Raw genomic sequence first — 22858 nt, forward strand, 5'->3', positions numbered from 1 at the left:
TTGTCCTCACCTGTCGCGTATCGATCGTTCTGTTGCCAAGGATCTCGCGCTGAGAGCCTTGATCCATCAGATCGGATCGTTGGGAGTCGCGATGTGGCAGCGGGAACGTACACCGGAATTGACCGAGCGGCAGGGCGCGGCGAGCGTACGGGCGGTGGCACTGGTGCTGCCCGGCGGTTCGATGAACAGCCGCGGGCGTCATCTGAAGATCGTCGAATGGGGCCTGCGGAGTCTGATGGCGCAGATCGCTGACCAGGGCGCTGAGGACGGCATAGCGGTGCATCTGCTCCGTTACCGCTATCGAGGGTGGAACGGCGGTGAAGCTCACACCGCCGTCGACACGCAGTGGGCTCTGGAGGAGATCCAACAGCGGTACGGCGAGGTGCCGGTGGCGCTCATAGGCAACTCTCTCGGTGGCCGCGCCGCCTTCTGGACGGCAGGCCATCCCAGTGTCGTCAGCGTCACCGGAGTCGCCCCGTGGCTCCCGGCCGGGGACGCGACCGAACAACTCGCCGGCCGCAAAGTACTGATCATGCACGGGGACGCGGACCGCAGCCAGGCGACTCCCGAACAGTCTCTCGCCTATGCCGAGCGCGCCCGGCGGATCACTCCTGACGTGTGCAGGTTCGAGGTGGCCGGCGCCAACCACTATCTGCTCAACAGGGCCCCGGATTGTTGGGCGCTCGCCACCGACTTCGTCCTGGCCACCATCGGCTCCCGTCCCTTGAACCCCGTGATCGTTCAGGCGATGTCCGTAGCCGCCGGCCTTCGTATGCCCCTGCCTGTCGGGTTCGGCCGCCGAATGGTCGCGGCCGGCTGAAAACTCGGGCCGATCCGGCTGCGGGATGAGCGCCACGTTCAGAAGCCGAGGCGTGGTCCCGCGGGTCATGCGCGAACGAAACGATTGCGTACACTCCATCTTCGGAGTACCGTACGAAACGGTTTCGTTTCGAATCGGGGTGACGGGCAATGGAGACGCCCAGGCGCAGCGAGTTGCGTGAGGAGGCGATCCTGACGGCCACGCTGGCGCTGCTGGCCGAGGTCGGTTACGACCAGATGACCATGGACGCCGTGGCCGCGCGGGCCCAGGCCAGCAAGGCCACCATCTACCGCAAATGGCCAGGAAAGGCCGAGTTGGTGGTGACCGCGGTCAGGCGGCGCGCCGGCAATCCGGCGAAGTCACCGCCCGACACCGGCGACCTGCGCGAGGACCTGCTGGCGGTCCTGCACCTCATGCGGGACAACCTGGTCGGTCAGGACGCCGCCCTCATCCTCGGCCTCATGATCGCGATGCACCGCGATCAGGGGCTCGCCGGAACGGTGCGAGCGCAACTCGTCGATGACAAGCGCGAGGTCTTCGGCGCGGTCATCGCCCAGGCCGTCGGACGTGGGGAGCTCTCCGCGTCGGTCGACGACACCCTGTTCGTGGAGATCAGTTCGGCCATGTTGTTCTCGAGACTGTTCGTCACCGGCGAACCACTCGACGACGCCTTCATCCGCCACCTGGTCGACGCCGTGCTTCTCCCTCTCCTCGATCACCAGTCCAGCGCCCCTTAAGGAGACGCCGTGGGTCAGACGATCATCCTCAGCTTTCTCGGGGGAGTGATGGGCGGGAACGCCCTCCCTCATTTCGTACGTGGCATCACCAGGGAGCGTTATCCGAACATGACCGGCAACGGACCGGTGACCAATTTCATCAGCGGGTGGGCCGGGCTCGTCCTGGCGGTGCTGCTCGTCTGCTGGGCGCATGCCGACCGCCATCCCGTCTGGGCCTTCGGCTCCGCCGCGTTCGGCGTACTTCTCATCGGCCTGTTCCACGCCGGACCGGGCGCCTTCGGCCGAAGGGAACCCCAGCGCACAGGCCCGGCCAACGAGACGCCTCGTTCCGCGTAGATCCCGTTCGTTCTGGCTGCGGATCGGCCGGTGCGGGCACAATGGTCGTATGACCTCCGACCTCGACGAGCTCCGGCGGCTGCGGCGGGCCCGCGACCGGATGGACCGCGAGTACGCGCGACCCCTCGATGTGCCCGCGCTCGCTCGTACGGCGCTGATGTCGACCGCGCATTTCAGTCGCCGCTTCCGCGACGCCTACGGCGAAACCCCGTACGCCTATCTCATGACGCGGCGCATCGAGCGGGCGAAGGCGCTGCTGCGCCGCGGCGACCTGAGCGTGACGGACGTCTGCTTCGCGGTCGGCTGCACGAGCCTCGGATCCTTCAGCGCCCGCTTCACCGAGCTCGTCGGGCAGACGCCGAGCGCGTACCGCGCGGGCGACCACGACGACCTCCGCCTCCTGTCGGGCTGCCAGGCGATGGTGCTGACCCGGCCGCGGCGGGGGCGCGGGCAGCAGAACACTTCATCCGTCGCCGCGTCCGCCTAATGTCAGGGGCATGACAGTTTCACTCAGTGGCGTGCATGTCCTCGTCGACGATCCCGACGCCGCCCTCGTCTTCTACCGCGACACGCTGGGTCTGACCGTGCGCAACGAGGTCGCCCGCGAAGGTTTCCGGTGGATCACCCTCGTCACCGACAGCCAGCCCGAGATCACGATCGTGCTCTCGCAGCCGCACGCCGGCCGCTCTCAGGAGGACGGCGACGCCCTCGCCGCCCTGCTCGCCAAAGGTGAGCTGCAGATGATCCAGTTCCGCGCCGACGACCTGGACGCGACCTTCGAGAAGGTCGTCGCCGCGCCCGGCGCCGAGGTGCTGGAGGAGCCCGCCAGCCGGCCGTGGGGCGCCCGTGACGCCGCCGTGCGTGACCCTGCGGGCAACCTGGTCCGCATCGATCAGGGCTGACTTCGCGGCTGATGCGCTGAGCTCGCCGCACGTACAGGAGCCTCGGAACGCGTAAACCGTTTGGTGTCCTGGCCTGCGCGCCGTACGGTCATGTGACCTACGACCTGGGGAATGAAGAGATGTCCATCCGTACGACTGAGGTCCGCCGGCTGTCACCCGAGGACTGGGCGTTGTTCCGCGACGTCCGGCTGGAGGCCTTGGCCGAGTCTCCAGATGCCTTCTCCTCCACGCTGGAACGGGAGCAGGCGTACGACGAGGAACATTGGCGCGACTGGATGCGGCCCGAGCGTGGGTTGAAGGCGGTCGCACGCGCCGGTGAGACGGCGGTCGGGCTGGTCGGCGGCTGGCTTCCCGAAGATCGGGGCGGGGCGGTCGAGTTGTACAGCATGTGGGTCAGCCCCGCCGCGCGGGAAAGGGGCGTCGGGGCGCTCTTGGTGGAGGAGGTCGTCGCCTGGGCGGCCGCAGAGGGCCACCCTGTGGTCGAGCTGTGGGTGGTGGACGGGAACGACCAGGCTGAACGGCTCTATGCGCGGAGCGGGTTCACGATGACCGGGGAGACACAGCCTCATCCGAACGATCCCGGACTCCGCGAGCGGCTGATGATCCGTCCGCTCGACAGCTGAGATCCGACCTCACCGTGTGGGTTCGTTTCGTCGCTGATCACGGTGGCATGCTGTTCTCGTGCCAAGGGAACTCGTCGAACTGGCGTTACGAGAGTTTCGCGTGGCCGCCGAGCGGCGCGACGTGCGGGTCGAATCCCGGTCCGGCGCCGGAGTCCATCCCGTGCGGACGATCGACGGTGAGGCCGCGTATCTCAAGGCCACGTCGGCCACGCTGGGTACGCAGTCGCTGGCGGCCGCCCGGCGGGAGTTGCGCTTCTACCGGTACCTCGCACCGACGGCTCCCGTGTGCACCCCACGCCTCCTCGACTTTCTGGACATCGAGGAGGGTGTGGCCGTACTGCTCGCGGCGGCGGGCCGGCCACGAGGCGTCGCGTCATGGACTCCGGGCATGTGGGCCGACCTGGGCAGGCACCTGGCCGCCCTGCACAGCATGCCGCTGCCGACAGCGGGCGACTGGAACCGGCCCGATGCGCTGCTGGAGGCCCTCGCCGCCCGGAATCTCACGGAGATCACCGCCTTCTGGGCGGCCACGCTTCCCCAGCTTCGCGAGCTCATCGCCCGTCGCGCCGAACTTCGGGATCAGATCAGTGCGCTACCGCCGGTCTTCGTCCACGGGGACTGTCACACCGACAACATCGTGCACGCCGAGGGCCCGCCGGTATTTTGCGACTGGCAGTCGGCCGGAGTCGGCCGGGCCGTATCCGACCTGGCCTTTCTCAGCGTGCGCGCGACCCCCTCGGGCGTGGTCGTCCCCTCGGCGCTGATCCATGCCTACTTGGACCGTCGCCCCGGGGACCGCAAGGCTCTGGAATGCGCTCTGGTGGCGGAAGAACTCGCCGTCCTGGTCTTCCTCTGGCCGCCTTACGCCGCGTTCAACAGCCCGACGGGGATCGCTCGCGTCCGCTCCAGGGCACGCGAACTCGCGGAGCGGTACCTCGGCGAGGCGGCCCACGAGAGAGGTTGACGTGATCGTGGGCACTGCCGACGACCGCTGAGCCCGACCCTGCTCTTTGCTCGAAACGGCGTCAGAGACGATGGACCGCTAATGGCCGAGGATCAGCCCATGACCTGCACGTACCCCGTGGGCGAGGACGGCGTGAACCTCGACATACGGCTTCTTGTTGACGAGCGACAGTGGGGCCGGCCCTGGAGGGCGAGTCACTGACGCAGGGAGAATCGCTTGCGTAGACTCGTGGCTATGAGCGCCGGGCATGCGCATGAGGAGCTTCATCACCTGGTGGATCGGCTATCGCCGGACCAGGCGCGTCGCCTCCTGCGCTTGGTGAAGACAGATCCCGCCTTGGCTGAGGTGGCGGAGGAACAGCCGTCTGAGCCGGTTCGTCGTCGAAGGTTGTCGATCGCGGGGATCGGTGCCTCCGGTGAAGGGGATCTATCAGAACGGGTCGAAGATCTGCTGGCGGAGCGGTTCAATCGGTCAACGTGACTGCCACACTCCTGGACACCGGCCCTTTGATCGCTGTCGTCGATCGGGATGACAAGCACCACGCTTCATGCGTGCGCCTCCTCGAGGAGCTGGAGGGGCCGCTCCTGTTGCCTCCAACCGTTTTGATCGAGGCTGGGTGGACCATCAACAGGCACATGGGGCCTCGCGTGCATGCGCAGTTTCTTGATCTGGTGACCGAGGAGTTCGAACTAGTCGACCTGTTGTCGGCCGATGTCCGACGGATGGCAGAACTCGTCCGCGCTTACCGAGATGCTCGGCTGGACCCCGCTGACGTGTCTGTGGTTGCCATCGCAGAACGACTGGATGTCACTCAAATCGCGACGCTCGACCGCCGGGATTTCACATTCATCCGACCTCGGCATGTGCCAGCGTTCACGCTTCTCCCGGAACTGCTTGGCTGACCTGGGCCTTCGTGTGTAGAGCGGGTGACGGGAATCGAACCCGCGCTGTCACCTCGGGAAGTGTGCCGATCGCGCCTCGTAGCGGCGCCGACCTGGGCGTCAGGCCGGTTATGAGTGACTGTGGATTCCCTTGTCGCCCCGGTTAACGGCGTCTATTGCCCAACGAGCAGACTGTGCCCGTTTCGAGGAGAATGCTTATGGTTCAAACGTAATCACATGCCGGGGGAGACGTGCGCCTGCAGCAGGAAACGCTGGTCATGCGGGGGCCGTATCGGATCGTGGGCTTGTGGGTGCGTGTGGTCCTTCTGGTCGTGCTGCTCTGGGGCGCTCTTTTAACCGTTCTCAGCGCGAATCCCCGGGAGCGTTCTGCCACGGACTTCCAGGCGGCGCTACGCGCTGGGCAGATCACGTATGTGATCTACGAGGCCAGTGATGATCACTTGCGTGGTTTGCGCTGGTCCAGTGGCCCTCTGTTCTGGTACCAGGCGAAAGAGCCGTCGACGCTGACCTATATGAGGCGCGATCTGATGGACGATCTCAGCGCGGTGGCTCCACGTCCGGTGGTGCGGTGGGGTTCAAGCGACGACGGCGAGGGGCTGTTTCCTGATTGGCCGTTCCAGGTTCCCGTTCCGCACGTGGGCTGGCTGGTCAAGGTGGCATGGATCGCCACGTTCGTGATCATGATCGGTACGGCACGGCCCCGTCTGGGCAATCGGTGGGCGTGGTTCTGGCTTTTCACGGTCGGAGACATCGGTGCCATCTTGTTCCTGTTCTTCGAGCCTCGTGCGGTGTGGCGCGGGCTCGGACCCCAGGGACCTGCCTCTGGCCGGATGGCCGGCGGTCAAGGTTGCCTGATGGCCATCTGCCTTCAATTCCTGATCGCTGCCTTCGCCGCTGTGGAGATCTTTGGCGGGGTGCAGACCCTGTTCGAGGTGCTGGCGCGTTCCTGAACAAGGATGAGCCCGCGCCCAGGTGGTGGGCCTATCCACTCACGTCTACGGCCGGCAGGATCACGATTCCGGCTCGGGCGCACGTTCTGGAGAGGATGCATGCGCGTTGTCGGCCACGACACCGAGAGGCACGCCACGCAGGCTGAGCAGCATGAGAACGGCACAGCCCCCGGTGAGCGCTATGTCGGCGACGTTGCCGACGAACAGGCCGCCATAGTCGATGAAGTCGACGACGTGCCCCTGGGCGAAGCCGGGAGCGCGGAAGAGCCGGTCGAGCAGATGGGAGGCGGCGCCGCCCAGCAATGCGGCCAGCACGATGGTCCAGGCGGTCGATTGCAGCCGACGCGCGACATACAGGATGACGGCGACCGCGGCGGCCGCGGCCAGGGTGAACACCCACGTCGACCCCTCGCCGATCGAGAACGCGGCACCGGGGTTCAACAACAGCCGAAACCGGATCACCTGCGGGATCACCGTGATGTGCTCGCCGTCCGAAAGCGCCGAGATCGCCCAGAACTTGGAGATCTGGTCTGCGAGCAGAACTATTGCGGCCAGCGTGAGCATCCACCCATATCGCCGGAGTTCCAGCCTCGTCACCCGCGAACCTCGTTCCTTCCCGACACCTCTAACCCCGCAATCTATGACCTTCTAGCATCGAATCGATCGAAACGGCCCTCAGCGGAGCATGCAGTACAAGGCGGCGGCATCCTGCCGGGTCTTCGTGTGTGGAGCGGGTGGCGGGAATCGAACCCGCGCCGTCTACGTGGGAAGTCTTCAAACAGCATGTGCTCTGAGCTGCAGAAACGCTGACCTGGTTACCTCCCTGTTCTGCGCCCCTGATTCGCCTGTTGACGGTCGACATGGCATTTCATACGTTGCGCGTGGGCCTTCCCCTGGTGCCCGGAACCGGAAGGGGTTGCGATGACCACCGAGCTGGATCCGAACGGAACTTGGCCGGATATCGTGCCGGGACCACTTGCGACGCCGTCACCGGAGTTCGCCCGCAGGCGGGAGTCGGGGCCGCTGGAGCCGGCACCCATGCCCAGCGGCGACCGTGTCCCAGTGGCCGTCAGGTACGAGGACGTCCGGGCCCTGCTGGCCTCGCCCACCTCCAGCCGCAACCTGCGTCTGCCGGGGTTGCCGCGGTTCGTGAGCGGCGTCGGCATCGACGACGACCCGGACGCGCTGATCAATCAGGACCCGCCGGACCACACCCGCTACCGCCGGATCATGCACGGCACCTTCACCCCGCGCCAGATCGAACCGTGGCGCCCTCGCATTGCGAAGATCGCCCGAGAGCTCCTCGACGGCTTGGGCGACGACTTCGATCTGGTCGAGGGATACGCGCTGCAGTTACCAGGCCGCGTCATCTGCGAGATGCTCGGCGTGCCGATGGACGACTACGAGCAGTTCGTCCGGTGGACGGACATGTTCCTGACCACCTCCACGGCCACCGAGCAGGCGCGTTACGAGGGCTACACCGAATTCATGGCCTATGCCGCGGAACTGGTCGCCCAGCATCGGGCCGAGCCCGGCAGGGACCTCATCGACCTGCTCATCCAGGCCAGGGACGAGGATGACCGGCTGTCAGAGGGCGAGCTCGTCAACACCGTCTTCTCTCTCATCACGGCCGGTCACGAGACGACGGCATCGATGATCGGCCGTGGGGTCTTCCGGCTGCTTCTGCATCCCGGACAGTGGGCCGAGCTGGTCGCGGACCCGGCCCTGGCGGCGACCGCCGTCGAGGAGATCCTGCGCTTTGACGGGCCACCCGCCAGTGCCTTCATGCGGCGGATCACGGAAGACACCGATGTCCCCGGCGGCTCGCTGAGCGCGGGGACGGTCGTGATGCCGAACCTGAACGCGGCCAACCACGACCCGCAGGCGTTTCCCGACCCGGGCAGGTTCGACATCCACCGCTTCACCGACCACCCTCCCAACCCGCATGTGGCATTCGGTTACGGCCCACACCGTTGTCTGGCCGCCAGCCTCGCCAGGGTCGAGCTCACCGAGGCGATCAGAGCTCTGGTCATGCAGCGGCCCACTCTCCGTCTGACGATTTCGCCCGACGCGGTGACCTGGACCGATGGTCTGGTCTACCGGCCGGTCGCCATGCCCGTCACCATCGGAGGTCGAAGTAGAGGCCAGGCGTAGGAACCGCGGTGGTCGGCGATCGGAACGGCATCGTGGAAACAAAGCTCCGCGATGCCGTTCCGACAGGGCCACTGTTCAGCTCGAACCGACGCCGCGGTCTTCGCGTCGCATGTCTCCGACGCCGGGGGTTCCCGCACCCAGGCCGTAACGCAGGAGCACAGCGCCTGTGGACGAGGTGACGGGTGGTTCGAGGAGCATCAGGTTGGCAGGCACCACACCACCGTCGAACACCTTCTTGCCGACACCGAGCACGAGGGGGAAGAGCCACAGGTCGAGCCGGTCGAAGAGGCGCTCGTGCAGGAGGGTTTGCACCAGGTTCAGGCTTCCGATCACGTGGACGTGCTCGTGCTTGTCACGCAGTTCGTGCACGGCGCTCACCAAGTCGGGTGCCAACTGCGTCGAGCCCGCCCAGTCCAGATCCGGGTTGCCTCGCGAGGCGACGTACTTCGGGAGGCTGTTGAACAGCGTGGCGATCCCGCCGTCGACGCCGTCGACCTGGTTCGGCCAGAACGCGGCGAAGATGTCGTAGGTCTTGCGGCCCAGCAGCAGGGCGTCCATGCCCTCCATTCCGGCACCGACGTGCCGGCCGACCGTCTCGTCGAACAAGGGCGCCTGCCATCCCCCGAACGGAAAGCCGTCGGGATCCTCCTCGGAATCACCCGGCGCCTGGCCGACCAGGTCGAGCGTCGCGAACAGGTCGATGTGGATTGTGCCCATGGTGTCCTCCTCCTTGCGTTCCCGGCTTGTTCCGGCACGAACGTAGACCGGCGTCCGGACGCAAACTCATCGAACGATCGCCGAGGACTCGACCGACAGACGATAGGCGACAGCCGCTACCGGGAGGGCAAGGCTTGTGGGCGTGTCCGCGCCACGCCGGCGTCGACGTCCCGTGGCCGAAGGCGACGCGGCCGGTACGACGACGCGACCGTACGGGCCGTCCGCCCCAGTAGGGACGGCTCGTACGGTCAAGCCCGGCTGAGTTCCGGGCGCCGAGTGTGGATCAGAACTTGCCGGCCTTGACGTCGGCCACCGTCACCCGGGAGACCTTGAAGGTGGTCACGGACGAGGGCTTCTTTCCTGGGGCGCCGACCGCGGAGCGGATCGGCATCCCGGTCTTGGCGTCGATCGTCAGCACCTGTTCGTCGCTGCCGAGGAACAGCGCCCGTCCCGCCGTGAGGGTCAGCGTGGGCTGCCCGCCGGTCGTCGAATCCTTGACGGTGACATCGGGAATGGTGGAGATCAGGCGGAGCACGCCCGCCCGGATCTTCGGGTTGGCCGCCCCGCGTGCCAGCGCGTCGACGCTGTTGATCCAGAGATGGTTGTTGATGAGGTTCTGCAGGGCCTTGCCGGTGGGCTGCTTCGGCGGAGTCGTGACCCCCTTCTGCTTCAGAATGCGCGCCTCTTCGGCCAGGGCCTTGTCCCATGCCGCCTTCTGCTCGGCGGGGCTGAGGCCCAGCCCGAACGGGTTGGGCGTGGCGTTGACCATCTGCTTCCGAGCGGTGTCGAGGTCGCCCGTCGCCGCGAAGCGCGCCGCCGCCACCTCACGGGCGTTCACGTCCTCGGCGAGGTTGTCATGACCGGCGATCGCCGCAGGGAGGGCGCTCTCGGCGTCCGTCACGTAGTACTCGCCGCTGTCGGTGTACAGGCTGTAGGTGACGTACGGCGACCTGCCGTTGACGGTCTGGTTGTTCACGACCAGCGACGCGTCTCCCGACAGGGAGCCGTCACTTGCCTTGATGTCGGTCACCAGGGCCACCAGCTTGATGTTGCCTGTGGGCGCCTGGGAGGTCGACCCGGCCGGCGCCGCGGGCTGGGGCGTCGACGGGGCGACGACCACGATGGCCGCCGCGGCCGCGAGCGCGCCGATGCCGGCTCCGATGCTGACCTTGCCCAGAATGCCCAAGCGGCGGTTACGCGTCCCGGAGAGTCTCCCTCTCCGCGCCGGAGCCGCGCCGGCCACTGGAGCCATCTCCTGCACCTGTGCGGGCTCGGACGCGGCCATCGCTCCTCGCAGCGTCATCCGCGCTCGCTCGTACGCCTCGGGCCGCAGGGGCGCGGTTTCCTTCAGCTGACTGACCAGGTCCATCTCGTCCACGATCACTTGCTCTCCTTCACACTGTTGAGATCGGTCAATAGCGCGGCCACTTCCGGCGCGCTCCGAAGCGTCATCCGGGCCTGATGCAGCAGGCGGCGTGCCGTCCCGGCCGGCATCCGGAGCGCCCGCGCGGCATCGGCGACGGTCAGGTCCTCCCAGGCGACCAGGGTCAGGACCTCTCGTTCCTCCGGCCTGAGCTTCGTCAGGGCCGCCCGGAGCACCGCCTGGGTGTCCACGCGGGCGTCCACCGCCGGCCAGGGATCCCACCCGTTCGCCATGCTCGACACGTCCGGTACGAGATCCTCGGCCGGCCGGGACCGCCAGTAATGCCGCAGCCTGTTCAGTGCCACCCCGTAAAGCCATGGCCGCGCCTCACCGAACGAGCGGTCATAGGTCTTCCGGGACTCGAAGGCCGCCACCCACACGTCGCCGAGCAGGTCCTCGGCCGCCTCACGCCCCACCCGCCGCGCGAGGTAAGCCCCGATCGCACTCTCGTGGCGGCGGATCACCTCCACAAAGGCTTCCTCGTCGCCGGCCAGCGATCTGCCGATCAGTTCTGCATCTGTCGTCATGACCTTCCTCGACTTTGCTTGCCTTCCGTCCTGCAATTGCCAACTCGCCCCCCAAAGCGTTCAGAGCCGAGGAGAGCGATGCGCGGGCCGGGCCCGTCGGCCCGCGGCCAGGAATGTCGCTGGGGGTATGGGAGAACCGCTCCTCCGGTCGCTCAACCTGCTCGATCCCGCACCCCGCCGGTCCACGGCGCCACAGGACGGGTGAGAACGGCTCGCGTAGCCGTGTATCCGCGGCCGGCAAGTCGTTTTCGCAGGTGATGACAGGTTTTGGGTTCGAACCAACGTAGCGCGGCAGCACGAAAGTCTGAGTGGAGGCGTCGGTAAAGACGGGACTCCCGAAGATCGACATCCACGACCTTCGGTACACGGGAAACACGTTCGCGTCGGCCACGGGCGCGACGCTCAAGAAACCGATGACCCGCGCGGGCCACTCCAGCACGGAAGCGGCCTGCAGAAAGATCAAGGGCCCGGGTCGGGAATCATCCTCCGGCCCGGGCGTATGCGGGTCGAGTGACTCATGTCCTGAGCCCGGCCTCCGCGTCGGAAACAAGTTGAGCTCGCGGAAAGCGCGCTGGCACGATCACCGTATGGATCTGGTCGCGTCCTTGCCCGCTTTCGTGGTCGCTGTCGTGCTGATCTCGGCCTCGCCGGGGCCGGCGATGGCACTGATCTTCCGTCGCGCCGCGCTGCGTGGCTTCACCGGAGCGGTGCCCACGGTGCTGGGACTGGAGGCGGGCCTGTATGTCTGGGCGCTGTGCGCCGCAGGCGGCCTGGCCGCCCTGGTCGCCGCCTCGGAGGTGGCCTTCGTCGTCCTCCGCGTGATCGGTGGGCTGTTTCTGCTGTATCTCGGGGTGAAGGCCTGGCGTACGGCCTGGCGCAGCCGCGGGGCCGAAGTCACACCGGAGGTCGTTGAAGAGGCGCCGTCGCGCAGCGCGCGGGGCTGGTGGGCGGCCTTCGGCGAGGGCATCGTGGTGATGCTCGCGAACCCGAAAGCCGCAGTGTTCATGATCGCTTTCTATCCGCAGTTCGTGCCGTCGAACCGGCCGCTGTTCACCACCACAGCTCTGCTCGCGCTGGCACAGGTGGCGATCGAGACCGCTCTGTATCTCACCCTGGCGGCCGTGGTGGGCCGTGCCGGGGCCTGGTTCCGCCGGCCGGTGATCCGTCGTCGCCTGGAAGCTGTCAGCGGCGCCGTCCTCATTGCCCTGGGCCTGCGCGTGGCCACCTCGACCCACTGACCGTTATTGCCTGCGACCTGCGGGCGGTGGGACGAGAGACCGCGTCAGGTATGGCGCGAAGACACGCGGCAGGACCGACAGGAATCAGAAGTGGGTGGCGACGCCGTACACCCTGCGCAACTGTGCCATGTCGTGCCGGTCCCGATCGGTCGGTTCGTAGCCCTGGTGGAAGTGGACCTGCTGCTCGACCGACATGCAGGCGATGGTCACGCCGAGGATCGTGCCGGTGGTGAAGGCGCTGGCGGGATAGGGGAAGACGTCCCCCTGGTCGTTGGCCGGCTGTACGGCGGAGCCGTCGGGCTGGAAGGTCAGCGGGTGCAGGTCGAGTTCCCGCTCGTCAGGATGGCGCATGACGAACCGGACAGGCCGTCCAGGGACGATGTCGTGTTTCTCGGCGAACCCGGCGTTCTCCAGGAGCTTGATCAGGGCGGGTTCCTGGGCGGCATCGTGCATCAGGTCCAGGTCCCGGTGGGGGCGGGTGACCTCGCCGATGAGCGCGTCGATGCCCCAGCCCCCGCCGACCCAGACCCCGCATCCACCGTCGTGGAGCAGCCGGACGATCTCGATGACGTCAGTAGCCTTGAACACGACGGAGACCCTACCTGCCGTCGCTCAATTGGGGCGAGCCATTTGCGCCGGGTGCGGCGTTTGTCGTGGCTCCTGCCTCTCCATTCATGATTCGCTAGGTTCTGTCTATGCCGAATTTCGACGTCTGGGCGCGACTCTCCCTCTGGGCCGATCGCACCACGCCACGTGTCGTCCAAGTCGGCCGGTGCCTTCTCGCAATCAATGCGGTGACCGTTTCGATGGCGGTAAGCGGATGTGCCGCCGATGGTGACAGGACATCGACGGAATCGGTACGGCATTCGGCCGTCTGGAGACTCCCTGTCAACCCTTATCCGAATGTGCGGGACCAGATGGACGGGCTCTTCGCCGGAATCGGCACCAGGCTGTCCGCGATTGAAGAGCTGTCGTGGCGTTGCATGAGAGACAAGGGCTTGAAATATGTTAAGCAGCCACCGCTGAAGAAGGACGTAAATCCGACAATGGGCGACCCGGGTTACGGGTTGAGCGTCGCGGAGGCACGTAGTAACGGATACGGGACTCAGACCAATCTGAACGAAGTTGCCGGAGGTGAGGATCCCTACCGCGACCAGTCCGATGCCGAGCGTCAGAGGTGGGGGGACGCCTACTTCGGGCCCTCGTCGGCAGCGAAGGTCCAGGTGACATTGCCTAACGGCGCCGTCGTGGAAACCTCCTCAGAGGGGTGCCTGGCGGAGGCGCAGAAGCAAGTCTTCGGTTCGCTGGAGCAGATGCTCAAGTCGGAGAATTTCGCGGGGAACCTTCCTATTGAGGTCAGAAAGCGGGCGAACGCCGATCCGGCCATGCGCTCCCTGAACGCCTCGTGGTCAGCGTGCATGGCCAAACAGGGTTATGCGGGTCTGGCAGAACCCATCGCAGCACGGGCAAAGGCCGGAGAGTTCTACAAGAACGCCGACGGCGGTTTCGCAGCCGAGGCCAAACTGGCGGTCGCCGACTCGTCATGCGAGAGGAGCATCGGCTACGGGCCTGCACGCAAACGCCTTGAAGATCTCTATTACACTGCTGCGCTCATCCATTACGAGCCTGAGGTGACCGCGGTGCAGGAGGTCAACTCGGCAGCCCTCGCTCGGGCCCGGAAGATTCTGGCTTCATGATTGGCGATTTGCCGGCGGGCGCAGAAGAGGCGTCGCGGGCCGTCCCGGCCGCCCCACTGCCATGAGGGCCGACAGCAAGGCCGGGGTCGCCGCCAGCACGAAGCAAAGCGACAGAGACAGGCCGTCCACGAGAAGGCCGATGGCCGCCGTACCCATGGAGGCGCCGGTGTTGAAGGCGGTATTGACCCACGCGCCCGCCTGGGTCCGGTTCTCCGGCTTGGCGAACTCGTCGGCGAGCAGGTAGGCGGTGGTCAGGGCGGGGGCCACGAACAGGCCGACGACGCATGTCATCGCGACCAGGGCGTACAGATTCGGGGAGGCTCCGGCCGCGGCAAGCGCGAGGCCCAGGCCGGCGGCCAGCACCGGCAGCCGCACCCGGCCGGAAACGCGCCAGGAGACGGCACCGTAGGTCAGACCGGCGACCGCGCTGCCGGCTGACAGCGCGGCCTCGACCCATGCCACCGCGGTGGTCTGGTGATGCCGTTCGGCGAAGACCACCATGAGCAGGCTCAGCGCACCCAGGCACAGGCCTACCGCGGCTGACGTCGCGACGGGCAGAAGCAGCGCGCCTGAGACGCGCATCCACGGTCGCCGAGGTGACGTTGGCGCCGGGTCCGCGCCAGGCCCTTCATACGGAGCGACGACCGAGGCGGTGTCCGCCCGCAGCGACTGGGCGGCGCGTATCGCTGGTGACGACACGAGGGCGAAGGTTCCGATCGTTATCAGGGCGGCGCTCAGGATCACCCCCGCCGCGGGAGTGGCGAGTGCGGCCAGCAGCCCGGCCAGCAACGGCCCGGTGATGAAGAGGAGTTCCTCGGCGACGGTGTCCAGGGTGTAGGCGCGTTGCAGCAACTGCCGGTCGGGCAGGAGATCGCTCCACAGCGTGCGCATGACGGGCCCCAGCGGGGGTGCGCACCCGCCCGCCGCGATCGCCAGAGCCGTCAGCAGCCACCCGGAGGTCCCTGGTCGCCAGGTGAGGACGGCCAGGCAGATCAGCAGCAGTGCGTAAAGGGCGGTCATCGGAGGTAGAGCCCTGCGTGGTCCGTAGCGGTCGATCAGCCCGGCCCGCAGCGGGGAGAGCAGGGAGTTGGTGAGCCCGAACAGGGCGATGACGCCGCCGGCAAGGGCGTAGGAACCGGTGGTTCCAGTGAGCGCCAACGTCAGGGAGAGGAAGACCGTCCCGTAGGACAGACGGCCCAGCAGCGCGGCACCAAAGGCGCGCCTGGCCAGGGGATGGGAGAGGACAGCTCTGTACGACGGGGGCCGCGAAGGCGAAGACATGGGGAATGTCCCTCAGAAAGGCAGCGCGCATCCGAGGCGCCGCGAAGTGCTATGACGCGGAAGTGCCGCACGCGATCGATGCGGCTGATTCGGCGTCTTAGGCACGGGCGAGGAACATGCCTGTAACGCTAACAGCGCCCCAGGACACCCGACAAGACCAAGATCGTGTTCAGGCCACGCGCAGAGAGCTGATCATGGTGTTGATGTCCGGCCAGAGCTTCTTGTGGGGTAGTCCACGGTCGGATTGAGGCAGCGATGGCTCCACCACCGGGCGTAGCGTTGCCCCCAATTGCTAGCTCCTGCGCGGATTGAGTGGGCCGATTGTGACATAAAGCTGATCTTCTTGAGGGATGTGTGGTTGGGCCCGGCCACGGAAAGGCGGGCGGGGCGATCGACAGAAAGCGCCCATGATCGAGAAGGGTTTTCTCATGATGCTTCGCCGACCCTCATGAACGACGCATCCGGCCCTGTGCACCAGTCGCGGCAGAAAGTCGGCTTCCTCTTCATACGGAATGTGGTCGTAGTACTGCTCCCGCTGATCGCGGTGGTGGGGCCGCTGATGACAGGAGTCGAAGCCGGCGACCAGCGGGCCGCCGAACAAGTCTGCGCTCAGCACCGCATGGTGGTCAGGATGCTGCATTACCCTCCGAAAGGGGCGCAGGCCACTGAGGTGATCTGCACCCCCTCCGGGCAGTGGGACGACCGGCACGCCTATGAGCTGCCCGAACCCGGCCTGCCAGGGCTGTTAGGCGGATTTTTCATACCGTTCGTGTGCCTGCTCTACGTCGCGTCCGGCTGCGTGACGCTGGCGGTGTGGAACATGATCGTCCGTCTTTTCCGGGTCAGATCGGCGCGGTGAACAAGCGGCGGATGGGGGATCGGGGTGAGCTGCCGGCCGCCTGGGCGGCCGCGCTGGATCCGTGGGAGAACGACTCCGGGGCAAGCTGCGAGAGTTGCGGTTCCACCTTCATCGTGAGTCGGTACGGATCACCTACTGACTGGTGAGCCTGGCCATCGCGTGGCAGATCAAGGTGCGGGCGGTGGAAGGCTGACCCTCATGATGTCGATATCCCAGCCCGAACCGGCGCGCGCTGCCATGACAGTGGGCGGGCGCCGCCTGTCCTACCTCGACTTCGGGGGACCGGGGCGGTCTCTGCTCGCCTTGCACGGCCACTTCAACGAGGGCCGCACCTTCACCAACCTGGCGCGCGCATTGGCTCCCGATTGGCGAGTCGTGGCCCTCGACCAGCGTGGGCACGGCTTCTCAGACAGGGGATCGGACTTCTCCCGCGCAGGCTACGTCAACGATGCCGCCGCGCTCATCGCCCACCTCGGCTTGAGCGATGTGGTGGTGCTCGGACACTCGCTCGGCGGCGTCAACGCCTATCAGCTCGCCGCACGCCACCCCGACTTGGTCAGCGCACTCATCATCGAGGACATCGGCACCGAAATCGACGATGACCTGTCCTTCTGCCTGACATGGCCGCACCGGGCACCCACCCGCACGGCCCTGGTCGAACAACTCGGTGATTCGGTCCGCTACCTGACCGACGCCATCCGCGAATACCCCGACGGCTGGGGCCTGGCCTTCCGCCCACAGGACATGGTCACCTCCGTCGGCCAGGTCAACGGCAACCATTGGGACGACTGGCTCGCCACCGACTGCCCCGCCCTGCTCATCCACGGCACCCGAAGCGACACGCTCACCGCGGAACACGCCAAGGCGATGGCAGCGCGCCGTCCCAACACCGAGTTCGCTGAACTCGCGACCGGACACACCGTGCACGAGACCGATCCTGCCGGGTTCGCTGCGACGGTGGGCGCATTCCTCGCCACGCTGTGACCGGAGTCACGACCAACTGGTAGGTGCCGGCCCGCGTTGGAGATCGCTACAGATGCAGGGTTCCGCTGCGGGCGCGGTGCTCAAGCGGTGAGTGTCCGTGCAGGCGGCGGAAAGCCGTGCTGAAGGCGCGGACGTCGGGGTAGCCGCAGGCCCTGGCCACCTCCGTCACCGTGGGACCCGTGTCCAGCAGCAGGGCGGCGGCCAGCTCGAGCCGCATCCTGCGCAGGGTCGCCATCAGGGACGCGCCCGTCTGCTCGCGAAACATCCGCTCGGCGTGCCGTTCGGACAGGTGGACGGTGGCGGCCACATCCCTGACCCTGACCGGCCGGCACAGGTTGTCGGCGAGGTGCCGTCGCATCGCCGCCACCACCTGGGATGGCCGGTCCCTGGGAGGCGGCTCGACCTGCAGGTCGTCCTCGTTCGCGAACGCCCTGGCGGTGTCCACCACCAGCGCGGCGCCGAGACCGGCCAGGCCGGCGTCGTACCCGGACCGCACCGGGTCGGCATACCCCGCGAGTGCGGTGACGACCTCGGCCAGCGAGCCGGTACGGCGCGACACCACGGGACCGGCGGGGTCGGTGAGGCCGGACCACCAGCCACGCTCGTCCGGTCCCGGAGCCTCCCGGCCGCCCCGCAGGGTGAAGCCCCAGAAGGCGATGCCGAGCGGGTCCTCCCGGCTCGACTCGATCTCGTGCACATCACCCGGCCTGGCCAGGAACACCTCACCGGTGCCGACGTCATGGTGTTCCCCACCGACACTGAACCGTCCTGCGCCGGTGTAGGCCAGGCAAACCTCGTAGAAGGAGTGCCGGTGCCAGTAGTTGCGCCAGGCGGGCTTGGTGTAGAACCCCCAGCTGACGAAGTCAGCCCTGAACCCTCCGACCTGGCAGGTGTCCAGCAGGCCGGTCAGGTCGGGCAGCCGACCGGCACCGGCCACGTCCGCCAAGCTCAAGCCTGTCTCCTGCCTGTCGGGTCCACTCCGGACAGCATCATGCCCTGCCCCAGTGACCAGTCGTGCGCCTGGATCGCCGGCGGGTCGGCCGGGTCGCGGAACTGCACCAGCCAGGTGGTCCTGGCCTCGTCGCTGACGTTCACACCCGAGCCGTGAACGGTCAGGTAGGAGAAGAACAGCACGTCCCCCGCCTCCGCAGGCAGCGGCGTCGCGGCCTCGAAGGGTACGTCGGTGAGGTGATGGCCATCCTCGGGGTCGTGCTCCCGCGGACCCTGGAGGTGGCTGCCCGGCACGACGCGGACGCAGCCCTTGAGCTCCGGCGCGTCGTCCAGGTGGAATATCGCGGCGCCGACCCGATGATGGGTGTGGGGGAAGAACGGGTGGTCCTGGTGCAGCGGGAACGGCGAGCCGTTCTCCGGCGGCTTCACGAACAGTTTGGTGTGGTGCAGCTGTACGTTCGGCACCCCCAGCACGGCCGCGGCGACGGAGGTGAACCGCTCATCCACCAGCAACCGGGAGAACGCCGCCGCGTAGAACTGCGCGTCATGCAGGTGCTGCAGCCGCGTCGGCGCACCGGCCGTGAGCGCAGCGGCCGAACCCCAGGTCGGGTCCTCGCCTTGGTCCTGCCGCCCGAGCAGGTCATGGGCCACCCGGCGGTACGCCGCCGCCTCATCCCTGGTCAGCAGGCCCTTCACCAGAACGTACCCGTGCTCGGCGTAGTGGCCGGCGAGGGTTTGCAGATCGATCGTGGTCACGGTCATCGCGTCTTCCTGTCGTGATCGATATCGACACTTTCGTGGTCGACATCGACACTAGGAAGCCGGTGCTCGTCGCGACATGCTCACAGCGGACAGCGATGTTCGTAAGACGGACAAGCGATCGGCACTGCTCTGACCTGCCCGGCCATCACCCACGACAAGGTTGACGCCGTCGCCGTCTCGCCCTGGACTGAGATCGCGCGACCTGCTGGTTCTGGTGCTCTCGCGCTTGGCGGTCAGGATGACTGAACATCGTCGAAGAGGGCGAGGGCTTCGGTGGGGTCCGGGCTCACGAGGCGTTCCAGACCGGCCGCTGTGATCTTCGCCCACCTGCCGGCCCGTGCCCACATCTGTTCCTCGAAGGCGCGGACGGCCTCGTCCGGATCGCCAGGGGCGGCGGCGACGGACTCGGCGAGTTCGGCTCCTTCCAGCATCGCGAGGTTCGCGCCCACCCCCAGTGGGGGCATCAGGTGGGCGGCGTCGCCCAGTAGCGTCACCCCGGGGACGTGGGCCCAGGTGTGGGACACGGGCAGGACGTAGAGGGGGCGGTGGACGAAAGCGGCGCCGTGGCGGAGGAGGTCGAGGACGGGAGCGGCCCAGCCGTCGAACAGAGTCAGCAGGCTTGATCGCACGGCCTCCACGTCGGCCAGGTCCAGGCCCGCGTCCATGTCTACGTCTGCGTCCAGGCCTGCGCGCCGGTTCAGGCCCAAATGCCGGTCCAGGTTCGTGTGCCAGTCCAGCGGCGCTCGGAACTGGGCGTACACCTTGACGTGGCCGCCGCTGTTGCGCTGGGCGACGACGGCGCGGTTCACGCCGTACACGGCAACGGAACCGTCGCCGATCAGGCGGGCGAGGTCGGGGTGGCGGGCGTCGACGTCGTCCAGGGAGGTCTCGACCGAGGTGACGCCGGTGTAGTGCGGCGTCGCGGACGAGATTGCCGGGCGGACCCGGGACCAGGCGCCGTCCGCGCCGATCACGAGGTCGAACGTCTCCTGCCGCCCGTCCGCGAAACGGACCAGCACGCCGTCCCGGGTTCCCGGCACCACCTCCGTCACGCCCCGCCCCCACTGAACGTCGAGGGGGCCGAGTAGCAGGTCACGGAGTTGCCCTCGGTCGATCTCGGGATTGGCCCGGTCACCCGGACGGGGTTGCCAGTCGCGGAGGACGGTCCCGTCCGTGTCCAGGATGCGCATGGCCTGCCCCTCAGGACGGGACAGCGTCTGGAACTCCTCCAGCAGCCCCGCTTTGCCCAGCGCGAGCTGGCCCATGCCTTCGTGCAGGTCGAGCGTGCCGCCCGGGGGACGGGCGTCGGGGGCGGGATCGCGCTCGAGGATGGTGACGGGGTGACCGTGGCGGTGCAGGACGCAGGCGAAGGTGAGGCCGGCGGGGCCACCCCCGACTACAGCGATACGATGTCTCATGCCGATACACTGTATTTAATTATTACGGCGTATCGCAACAGTACGATGTAACCATGACTGTGTGGGACCGGCCGGAGCCGCCGACTCGCCCCGTGCCGCTCGACCGGGAGCGAATCGTCGCCGCCGCCATCGCGCTGGCCGACGAAGGCGGGTTGGAGGCGGTGTCGTTGCGCAAGGTCGCCGCCCGGCTCGACGCCGGCCCGATGCGGCTGTACGGATACATCGCCACCAAGGAAGAGTTGTTCGACCTCATGGTGGACGAGGTCCACGCCGAGATCCTCCCCGAGGAGCAGTTCGGCGACTGGCGGGAGGTGCTGCGCATCCGCGCCCACCGCACCAGGCAGGCCACCCTCCGCCACGAATGGCTGGCCGACCTGCTCGGCGGCCGTCCGACCCTGGGCCCGAACGCCCTCGCCGTGACTGAGGCCGCGCTGGCCGCCCTCGACGGCCTCGCCGATCTCGACACCGTCCTGCGCGCTGTGGAGACTGTCAGCGCCTACTCCACTGGCGCGATCAGGCGCGAGATCGCGAACCTGCGGGCCGAGCGCGCCACGGGCCTGTCCAAGCGTGACTGGCAGCGCGCCTCCGGCCCGCATCTGAGGAAGATGCTGGCCACGGGCCGCTTCCCGGCGCTGGCCAAGGCGGTGCACGACGGCACGGAGGTGGACGCCGAGGCGTCCTTCGCGACCGGCCTGGACTGGGTCCTCGACGCAGTGGCCGCCAAACTCGCCCGGCCGCCGGCGTGACGCTCCGACAAGCTCACGGTCCGCTACGAGGCGGCCGTACTCGTCGCGGCCATCAACGAGTGGTTGTGACCGGCATTCCAGCCGCCACCTCAGGCGGATCGTCGCGCGAGGTCCTCCAGCACGGCAACCGCCTCGGCGACACGTCCGTACGGCACAAACAGATGGTCGTGATAGAAACCGGCGACCACATTGCAGCTCAGCCCGATATCGGCGAGTTCCCGCGCCACGGCAGCAGTCAGACCGACCGCCTCAAGCGCCGAGTGAACCCGCAGCGTGATCCAGCCCGTCACGTACTCATACGCCAGCCCCGCCGCGTCAGCCTCCTGCTGCGGCACGATCAGCGTGGTGCCCTCATCTTCGCTGACCATGACGACGGGGGTGACCCCGGGCGGGACGTCACCCTCGACGGTAGTGAACACGTAACGGCCCGGATTCAGCTGCGGGCGCATATCGGTCAGCAGTTTGCGCAGATCACTCTCACCAGCCACGATCAAGAGCCTACGCGCCGCATGTGACCTGCACTTTCGGTATACGCCCTAGAACGGCAGCCCGGGTTCGGTTACGTCGCAGCCGGTTACGGCAACCAAGCCACCGGTCTTGGCCATCCCGGCCGGGCGCGATGGGGTTCGGTTTCACGGGCCGGTGGTGCCAGGCGCTTTCACGCCCACCCTGGGGCACGTCATTCGCCCGCGGCGTCCTCGTCCTCCCAGCGCAGCAGGTCGCCCGGCTGGCACTTGAGCACCTCGCAGAGCGCGGCGAGCGTCGCGAAACGCACCGCTTTGGCGCGGCCGTTCTTGAGTACCGCCAGGTTGGCGGGTGTGATCCCCACGCGGTCCGCGAGCTCGCCCACGGACATCTTCCGCCTGGCCAGCATCACGTCGATGTCGACGGCGATCGGCATCAGATCACCTCATCCAACTCGGCCTGCATCTGCGCCGCTTCGACGTCGCGCGCGACGGCCTGGGCGAGCAGCATCCGCAGCACGAGCACGATGAGCGCGACCCCGAGGATGGCCACGCCGACCCCGCCCATGATGACGGTGACGCCCGGGTCGTCCCGCTGGCCCGGCGCATTGATGGCCGTGACCGCGAACCACACGAGGGCAGCCGCCACGATCGCGCCGATCACGACGTCCACGTACCGGAAGGCGGCGTGGGAGAACACGGTTCCGCGTCGCACCATCGTCACCAGCCGCAATACGCAGACCAGGGCGACCTGGACCGACACCATGCCCAAGATCGTGATCACGCGCAGCGGGGTCAGCGGGAGCGACCCGTCCTCCGGGTCGCTCCCACTGGCCAACGCCCACACCATCCCTGCCTGTACGAACACGGTGCCGGTGAGCACAACCACGAGCACGGCGCGCAGCGCGAGCACTGCCAGCTTTCCCATAGCCCATCCTTTCTATCGGGTTGCGATGGAAATCTATCGAACTTCGATAGATGAAGCAAAGGTTTGGGACGGAGTGTGGTGGCGATTCCGCGCCGTGGAGGGGCGCCGCCGCCCCCTCCTGCGGCATGGCGTTCACGCGAACCGTCTTGATCTTGTCGAAGTCGACGTCGCCTGAGCCGAGAAAGATCAAAGCCCAGGTCCCGAATTCATCGGTTGACCTGGGCTTTCGTTGTTGGAGCGGGTGGCGGGAATCGAACCGTCACCCCGGGCCCGCACCGTGTGACCGCACTTGGTTGCTATCTATCGACGCTCGTTCAGCATCACTCAGACCGGCTGCGTCCGCGGGGCGGGGTTCGATCAGTTGCTCCAGCTCGAACCCGGCGGTCAGGAGCTCGCCCAAGAACGTCTCCAACGGTGTATGGCGTTCCGTGGCCTGGTGCGAATCCTCCTCCGGTTCGGTACTTGACGATTATCG

General features: G+C 67.3%; 28 protein-coding genes. 16 read left to right on the forward strand and 12 right to left on the reverse strand.

The features are described 5' to 3' along the window. Window positions 1–91 precede the first annotated feature (91 nt). The 10 genes from Pmi06nite_RS35750 to Pmi06nite_RS35795 all read left to right on the forward strand — a co-directional run bounded on the left by Pmi06nite_RS35750 (window position 92) and on the right by Pmi06nite_RS35795 (window position 6234). Entirely contained in the window at window positions 92–820 is a 729-nt protein-coding gene (locus Pmi06nite_RS35750) for an alpha/beta hydrolase (RefSeq protein ID WP_203957628.1), read from the forward strand. A 149-nt stretch (window positions 821–969) separates the two neighbouring features. After that, window positions 970–1557, forward strand: a complete 588-nt coding sequence (locus tag Pmi06nite_RS35755; protein WP_203957629.1) for a TetR/AcrR family transcriptional regulator — start codon at window positions 970–972, stop codon at window positions 1555–1557. A 9-nt stretch (window positions 1558–1566) separates the two neighbouring features. Then, complete coding sequence (locus Pmi06nite_RS35760) at window positions 1567–1893, forward strand: hypothetical protein (protein ID WP_203957630.1); 327 nt, start codon at window positions 1567–1569, stop codon at window positions 1891–1893. A gap of 49 nt (window positions 1894–1942) precedes the next feature. After that, complete coding sequence (locus Pmi06nite_RS35765) at window positions 1943–2380, forward strand: helix-turn-helix transcriptional regulator (RefSeq protein ID WP_239114431.1); 438 nt, start codon at window positions 1943–1945, stop codon at window positions 2378–2380. Window positions 2381–2390: 10 nt separating this feature from the next. Further along, complete coding sequence (locus Pmi06nite_RS35770; RefSeq protein WP_203957631.1) at window positions 2391–2795, forward strand: VOC family protein; 405 nt, start codon at window positions 2391–2393, stop codon at window positions 2793–2795. A gap of 119 nt (window positions 2796–2914) precedes the next feature. Next, on the forward strand, window positions 2915–3418 hold the full coding sequence (locus Pmi06nite_RS35775; protein ID WP_203957632.1) for a GNAT family N-acetyltransferase: 504 nt from the start codon (window positions 2915–2917) through the stop codon (window positions 3416–3418). 58 nt (window positions 3419–3476) lie between these two features. Next, complete coding sequence (locus Pmi06nite_RS35780) at window positions 3477–4382, forward strand: aminoglycoside phosphotransferase family protein (protein ID WP_203957633.1); 906 nt, start codon at window positions 3477–3479, stop codon at window positions 4380–4382. 234 nt (window positions 4383–4616) lie between these two features. Further along, the gene (locus Pmi06nite_RS35785; RefSeq protein ID WP_203957634.1) at window positions 4617–4862 is read left to right on the forward strand and encodes a hypothetical protein; all 246 of its coding nucleotides are present in this window, start codon (window positions 4617–4619) and stop codon (window positions 4860–4862) included. Next, window positions 4859–5284 carry a type II toxin-antitoxin system VapC family toxin gene (locus tag Pmi06nite_RS35790; RefSeq protein WP_203957635.1) on the forward strand — a complete coding sequence of 142 codons (426 nt, stop codon included), beginning with the start codon at window positions 4859–4861 and terminating at the stop codon, window positions 5282–5284. Before Pmi06nite_RS35785 ends, Pmi06nite_RS35790 begins: the two co-directional genes overlap by 4 nt. A gap of 230 nt (window positions 5285–5514) precedes the next feature. Beyond that, window positions 5515–6234 (forward strand): hypothetical protein, encoded by a 720-nt coding sequence (locus Pmi06nite_RS35795; RefSeq protein WP_203957636.1) that lies wholly within the window; start codon window positions 5515–5517, stop codon window positions 6232–6234. A 60-nt stretch (window positions 6235–6294) separates the two neighbouring features. Here Pmi06nite_RS35795 and Pmi06nite_RS35800 read toward each other — a convergent pair whose 3' ends face one another. Continuing rightward, window positions 6295–6831 (reverse strand): signal peptidase II, encoded by a 537-nt coding sequence (locus tag Pmi06nite_RS35800; protein ID WP_203957637.1) that lies wholly within the window; start codon window positions 6829–6831, stop codon window positions 6295–6297. A gap of 324 nt (window positions 6832–7155) precedes the next feature. On the opposite strand from Pmi06nite_RS35800, the gene Pmi06nite_RS35805 reads away from it, so the two are divergent. Further along, complete coding sequence (locus Pmi06nite_RS35805) at window positions 7156–8388, forward strand: cytochrome P450 (RefSeq protein ID WP_203957638.1); 1233 nt, start codon at window positions 7156–7158, stop codon at window positions 8386–8388. 75 nt (window positions 8389–8463) lie between these two features. Here Pmi06nite_RS35805 and Pmi06nite_RS35810 read toward each other — a convergent pair whose 3' ends face one another. The 3 genes from Pmi06nite_RS35810 to Pmi06nite_RS35820 form a co-directional block, all read right to left on the reverse strand. Then, window positions 8464–9105 (reverse strand): dihydrofolate reductase family protein, encoded by a 642-nt coding sequence (locus Pmi06nite_RS35810; RefSeq protein ID WP_203957639.1) that lies wholly within the window; start codon window positions 9103–9105, stop codon window positions 8464–8466. A 283-nt stretch (window positions 9106–9388) separates the two neighbouring features. After that, on the reverse strand, window positions 9389–10489 hold the full coding sequence (locus tag Pmi06nite_RS35815) for a hypothetical protein (protein WP_203957640.1): 1101 nt from the start codon (window positions 10487–10489) through the stop codon (window positions 9389–9391). Further along, window positions 10486–11055, reverse strand: a complete 570-nt coding sequence (locus Pmi06nite_RS35820; protein WP_203957641.1) for an RNA polymerase sigma factor — start codon at window positions 11053–11055, stop codon at window positions 10486–10488. The genes Pmi06nite_RS35815 and Pmi06nite_RS35820 overlap by 4 nt, the downstream gene beginning before the upstream one ends. 587 nt (window positions 11056–11642) lie before the next feature. Here Pmi06nite_RS35820 and Pmi06nite_RS35825 point away from each other — a divergent pair. After that, on the forward strand, window positions 11643–12293 hold the full coding sequence (locus tag Pmi06nite_RS35825; RefSeq protein ID WP_203957642.1) for a LysE family translocator: 651 nt from the start codon (window positions 11643–11645) through the stop codon (window positions 12291–12293). Between the two features lie 84 nt (window positions 12294–12377). Here Pmi06nite_RS35825 and Pmi06nite_RS35830 read toward each other — a convergent pair whose 3' ends face one another. Continuing rightward, on the reverse strand, window positions 12378–12881 hold the full coding sequence (locus Pmi06nite_RS35830) for a nucleotidyltransferase domain-containing protein (protein ID WP_203957643.1): 504 nt from the start codon (window positions 12879–12881) through the stop codon (window positions 12378–12380). A 107-nt stretch (window positions 12882–12988) separates the two neighbouring features. On the opposite strand from Pmi06nite_RS35830, the gene Pmi06nite_RS35835 reads away from it, so the two are divergent. Continuing rightward, window positions 12989–13990: a hypothetical protein gene (locus Pmi06nite_RS35835; protein ID WP_203957644.1), complete on the forward strand. Its 1002-nt coding sequence runs from the start codon at window positions 12989–12991 to the stop codon at window positions 13988–13990. Here Pmi06nite_RS35835 and Pmi06nite_RS35840 read toward each other — a convergent pair. Then, the gene (locus Pmi06nite_RS35840) at window positions 13985–15271 is read right to left on the reverse strand and encodes an MFS transporter (protein WP_203957645.1); all 1287 of its coding nucleotides are present in this window, start codon (window positions 15269–15271) and stop codon (window positions 13985–13987) included. The genes Pmi06nite_RS35835 and Pmi06nite_RS35840 overlap by 6 nt on opposite strands. 448 nt (window positions 15272–15719) lie before the next feature. On the opposite strand from Pmi06nite_RS35840, the gene Pmi06nite_RS35845 reads away from it, so the two are divergent. Together Pmi06nite_RS35845 and Pmi06nite_RS35850 are read left to right on the forward strand one after the other, a co-directional pair. After that, complete coding sequence (locus Pmi06nite_RS35845; RefSeq protein ID WP_203957646.1) at window positions 15720–16130, forward strand: hypothetical protein; 411 nt, start codon at window positions 15720–15722, stop codon at window positions 16128–16130. Window positions 16131–16328: 198 nt separating this feature from the next. Continuing rightward, window positions 16329–17114: an alpha/beta fold hydrolase gene (locus Pmi06nite_RS35850; protein ID WP_203957647.1), complete on the forward strand. Its 786-nt coding sequence runs from the start codon at window positions 16329–16331 to the stop codon at window positions 17112–17114. A 46-nt stretch (window positions 17115–17160) separates the two neighbouring features. Here Pmi06nite_RS35850 and Pmi06nite_RS35855 read toward each other — a convergent pair whose 3' ends face one another. From Pmi06nite_RS35855 to Pmi06nite_RS35865, 3 genes are all read right to left on the reverse strand, one after another. Beyond that, window positions 17161–18066, reverse strand: coding sequence for an AraC family transcriptional regulator (locus Pmi06nite_RS35855; RefSeq protein WP_203957648.1), 906 nt, complete (start codon window positions 18064–18066; stop codon window positions 17161–17163). Then, window positions 18063–18827: a phytanoyl-CoA dioxygenase family protein gene (locus tag Pmi06nite_RS35860; RefSeq protein WP_203957649.1), complete on the reverse strand. Its 765-nt coding sequence runs from the start codon at window positions 18825–18827 to the stop codon at window positions 18063–18065. The genes Pmi06nite_RS35855 and Pmi06nite_RS35860 overlap by 4 nt, the downstream gene beginning before the upstream one ends. Before the next feature lie 233 nt (window positions 18828–19060). Beyond that, window positions 19061–20245, reverse strand: coding sequence for an FAD-dependent oxidoreductase (locus Pmi06nite_RS35865; RefSeq protein WP_203957650.1), 1185 nt, complete (start codon window positions 20243–20245; stop codon window positions 19061–19063). 53 nt (window positions 20246–20298) lie between these two features. On the opposite strand from Pmi06nite_RS35865, the gene Pmi06nite_RS35870 reads away from it, so the two are divergent. Then, on the forward strand, window positions 20299–20991 hold the full coding sequence (locus tag Pmi06nite_RS35870; RefSeq protein WP_203957651.1) for a TetR/AcrR family transcriptional regulator: 693 nt from the start codon (window positions 20299–20301) through the stop codon (window positions 20989–20991). Window positions 20992–21080: 89 nt separating this feature from the next. Here Pmi06nite_RS35870 and Pmi06nite_RS35875 read toward each other — a convergent pair whose 3' ends face one another. The 3 genes from Pmi06nite_RS35875 to Pmi06nite_RS35885 form a co-directional block, all read right to left on the reverse strand. Next, on the reverse strand, window positions 21081–21479 hold the full coding sequence (locus tag Pmi06nite_RS35875) for an ACT domain-containing protein (protein WP_203957652.1): 399 nt from the start codon (window positions 21477–21479) through the stop codon (window positions 21081–21083). A gap of 191 nt (window positions 21480–21670) precedes the next feature. Then, window positions 21671–21892: a helix-turn-helix domain-containing protein gene (locus Pmi06nite_RS35880; RefSeq protein ID WP_203957653.1), complete on the reverse strand. Its 222-nt coding sequence runs from the start codon at window positions 21890–21892 to the stop codon at window positions 21671–21673. After that, on the reverse strand, window positions 21892–22383 hold the full coding sequence (locus Pmi06nite_RS35885) for a DUF2975 domain-containing protein (protein ID WP_203957654.1): 492 nt from the start codon (window positions 22381–22383) through the stop codon (window positions 21892–21894). The genes Pmi06nite_RS35880 and Pmi06nite_RS35885 overlap by 1 nt, the downstream gene beginning before the upstream one ends. Between the last annotated feature and the right edge of the window lie 475 nt (window positions 22384–22858).

This window comes from Planotetraspora mira, from assembly GCF_016863275.1.
Classification (GTDB): Bacteria; Actinomycetota; Actinomycetes; order Streptosporangiales; family Streptosporangiaceae; genus Planotetraspora; species Planotetraspora mira.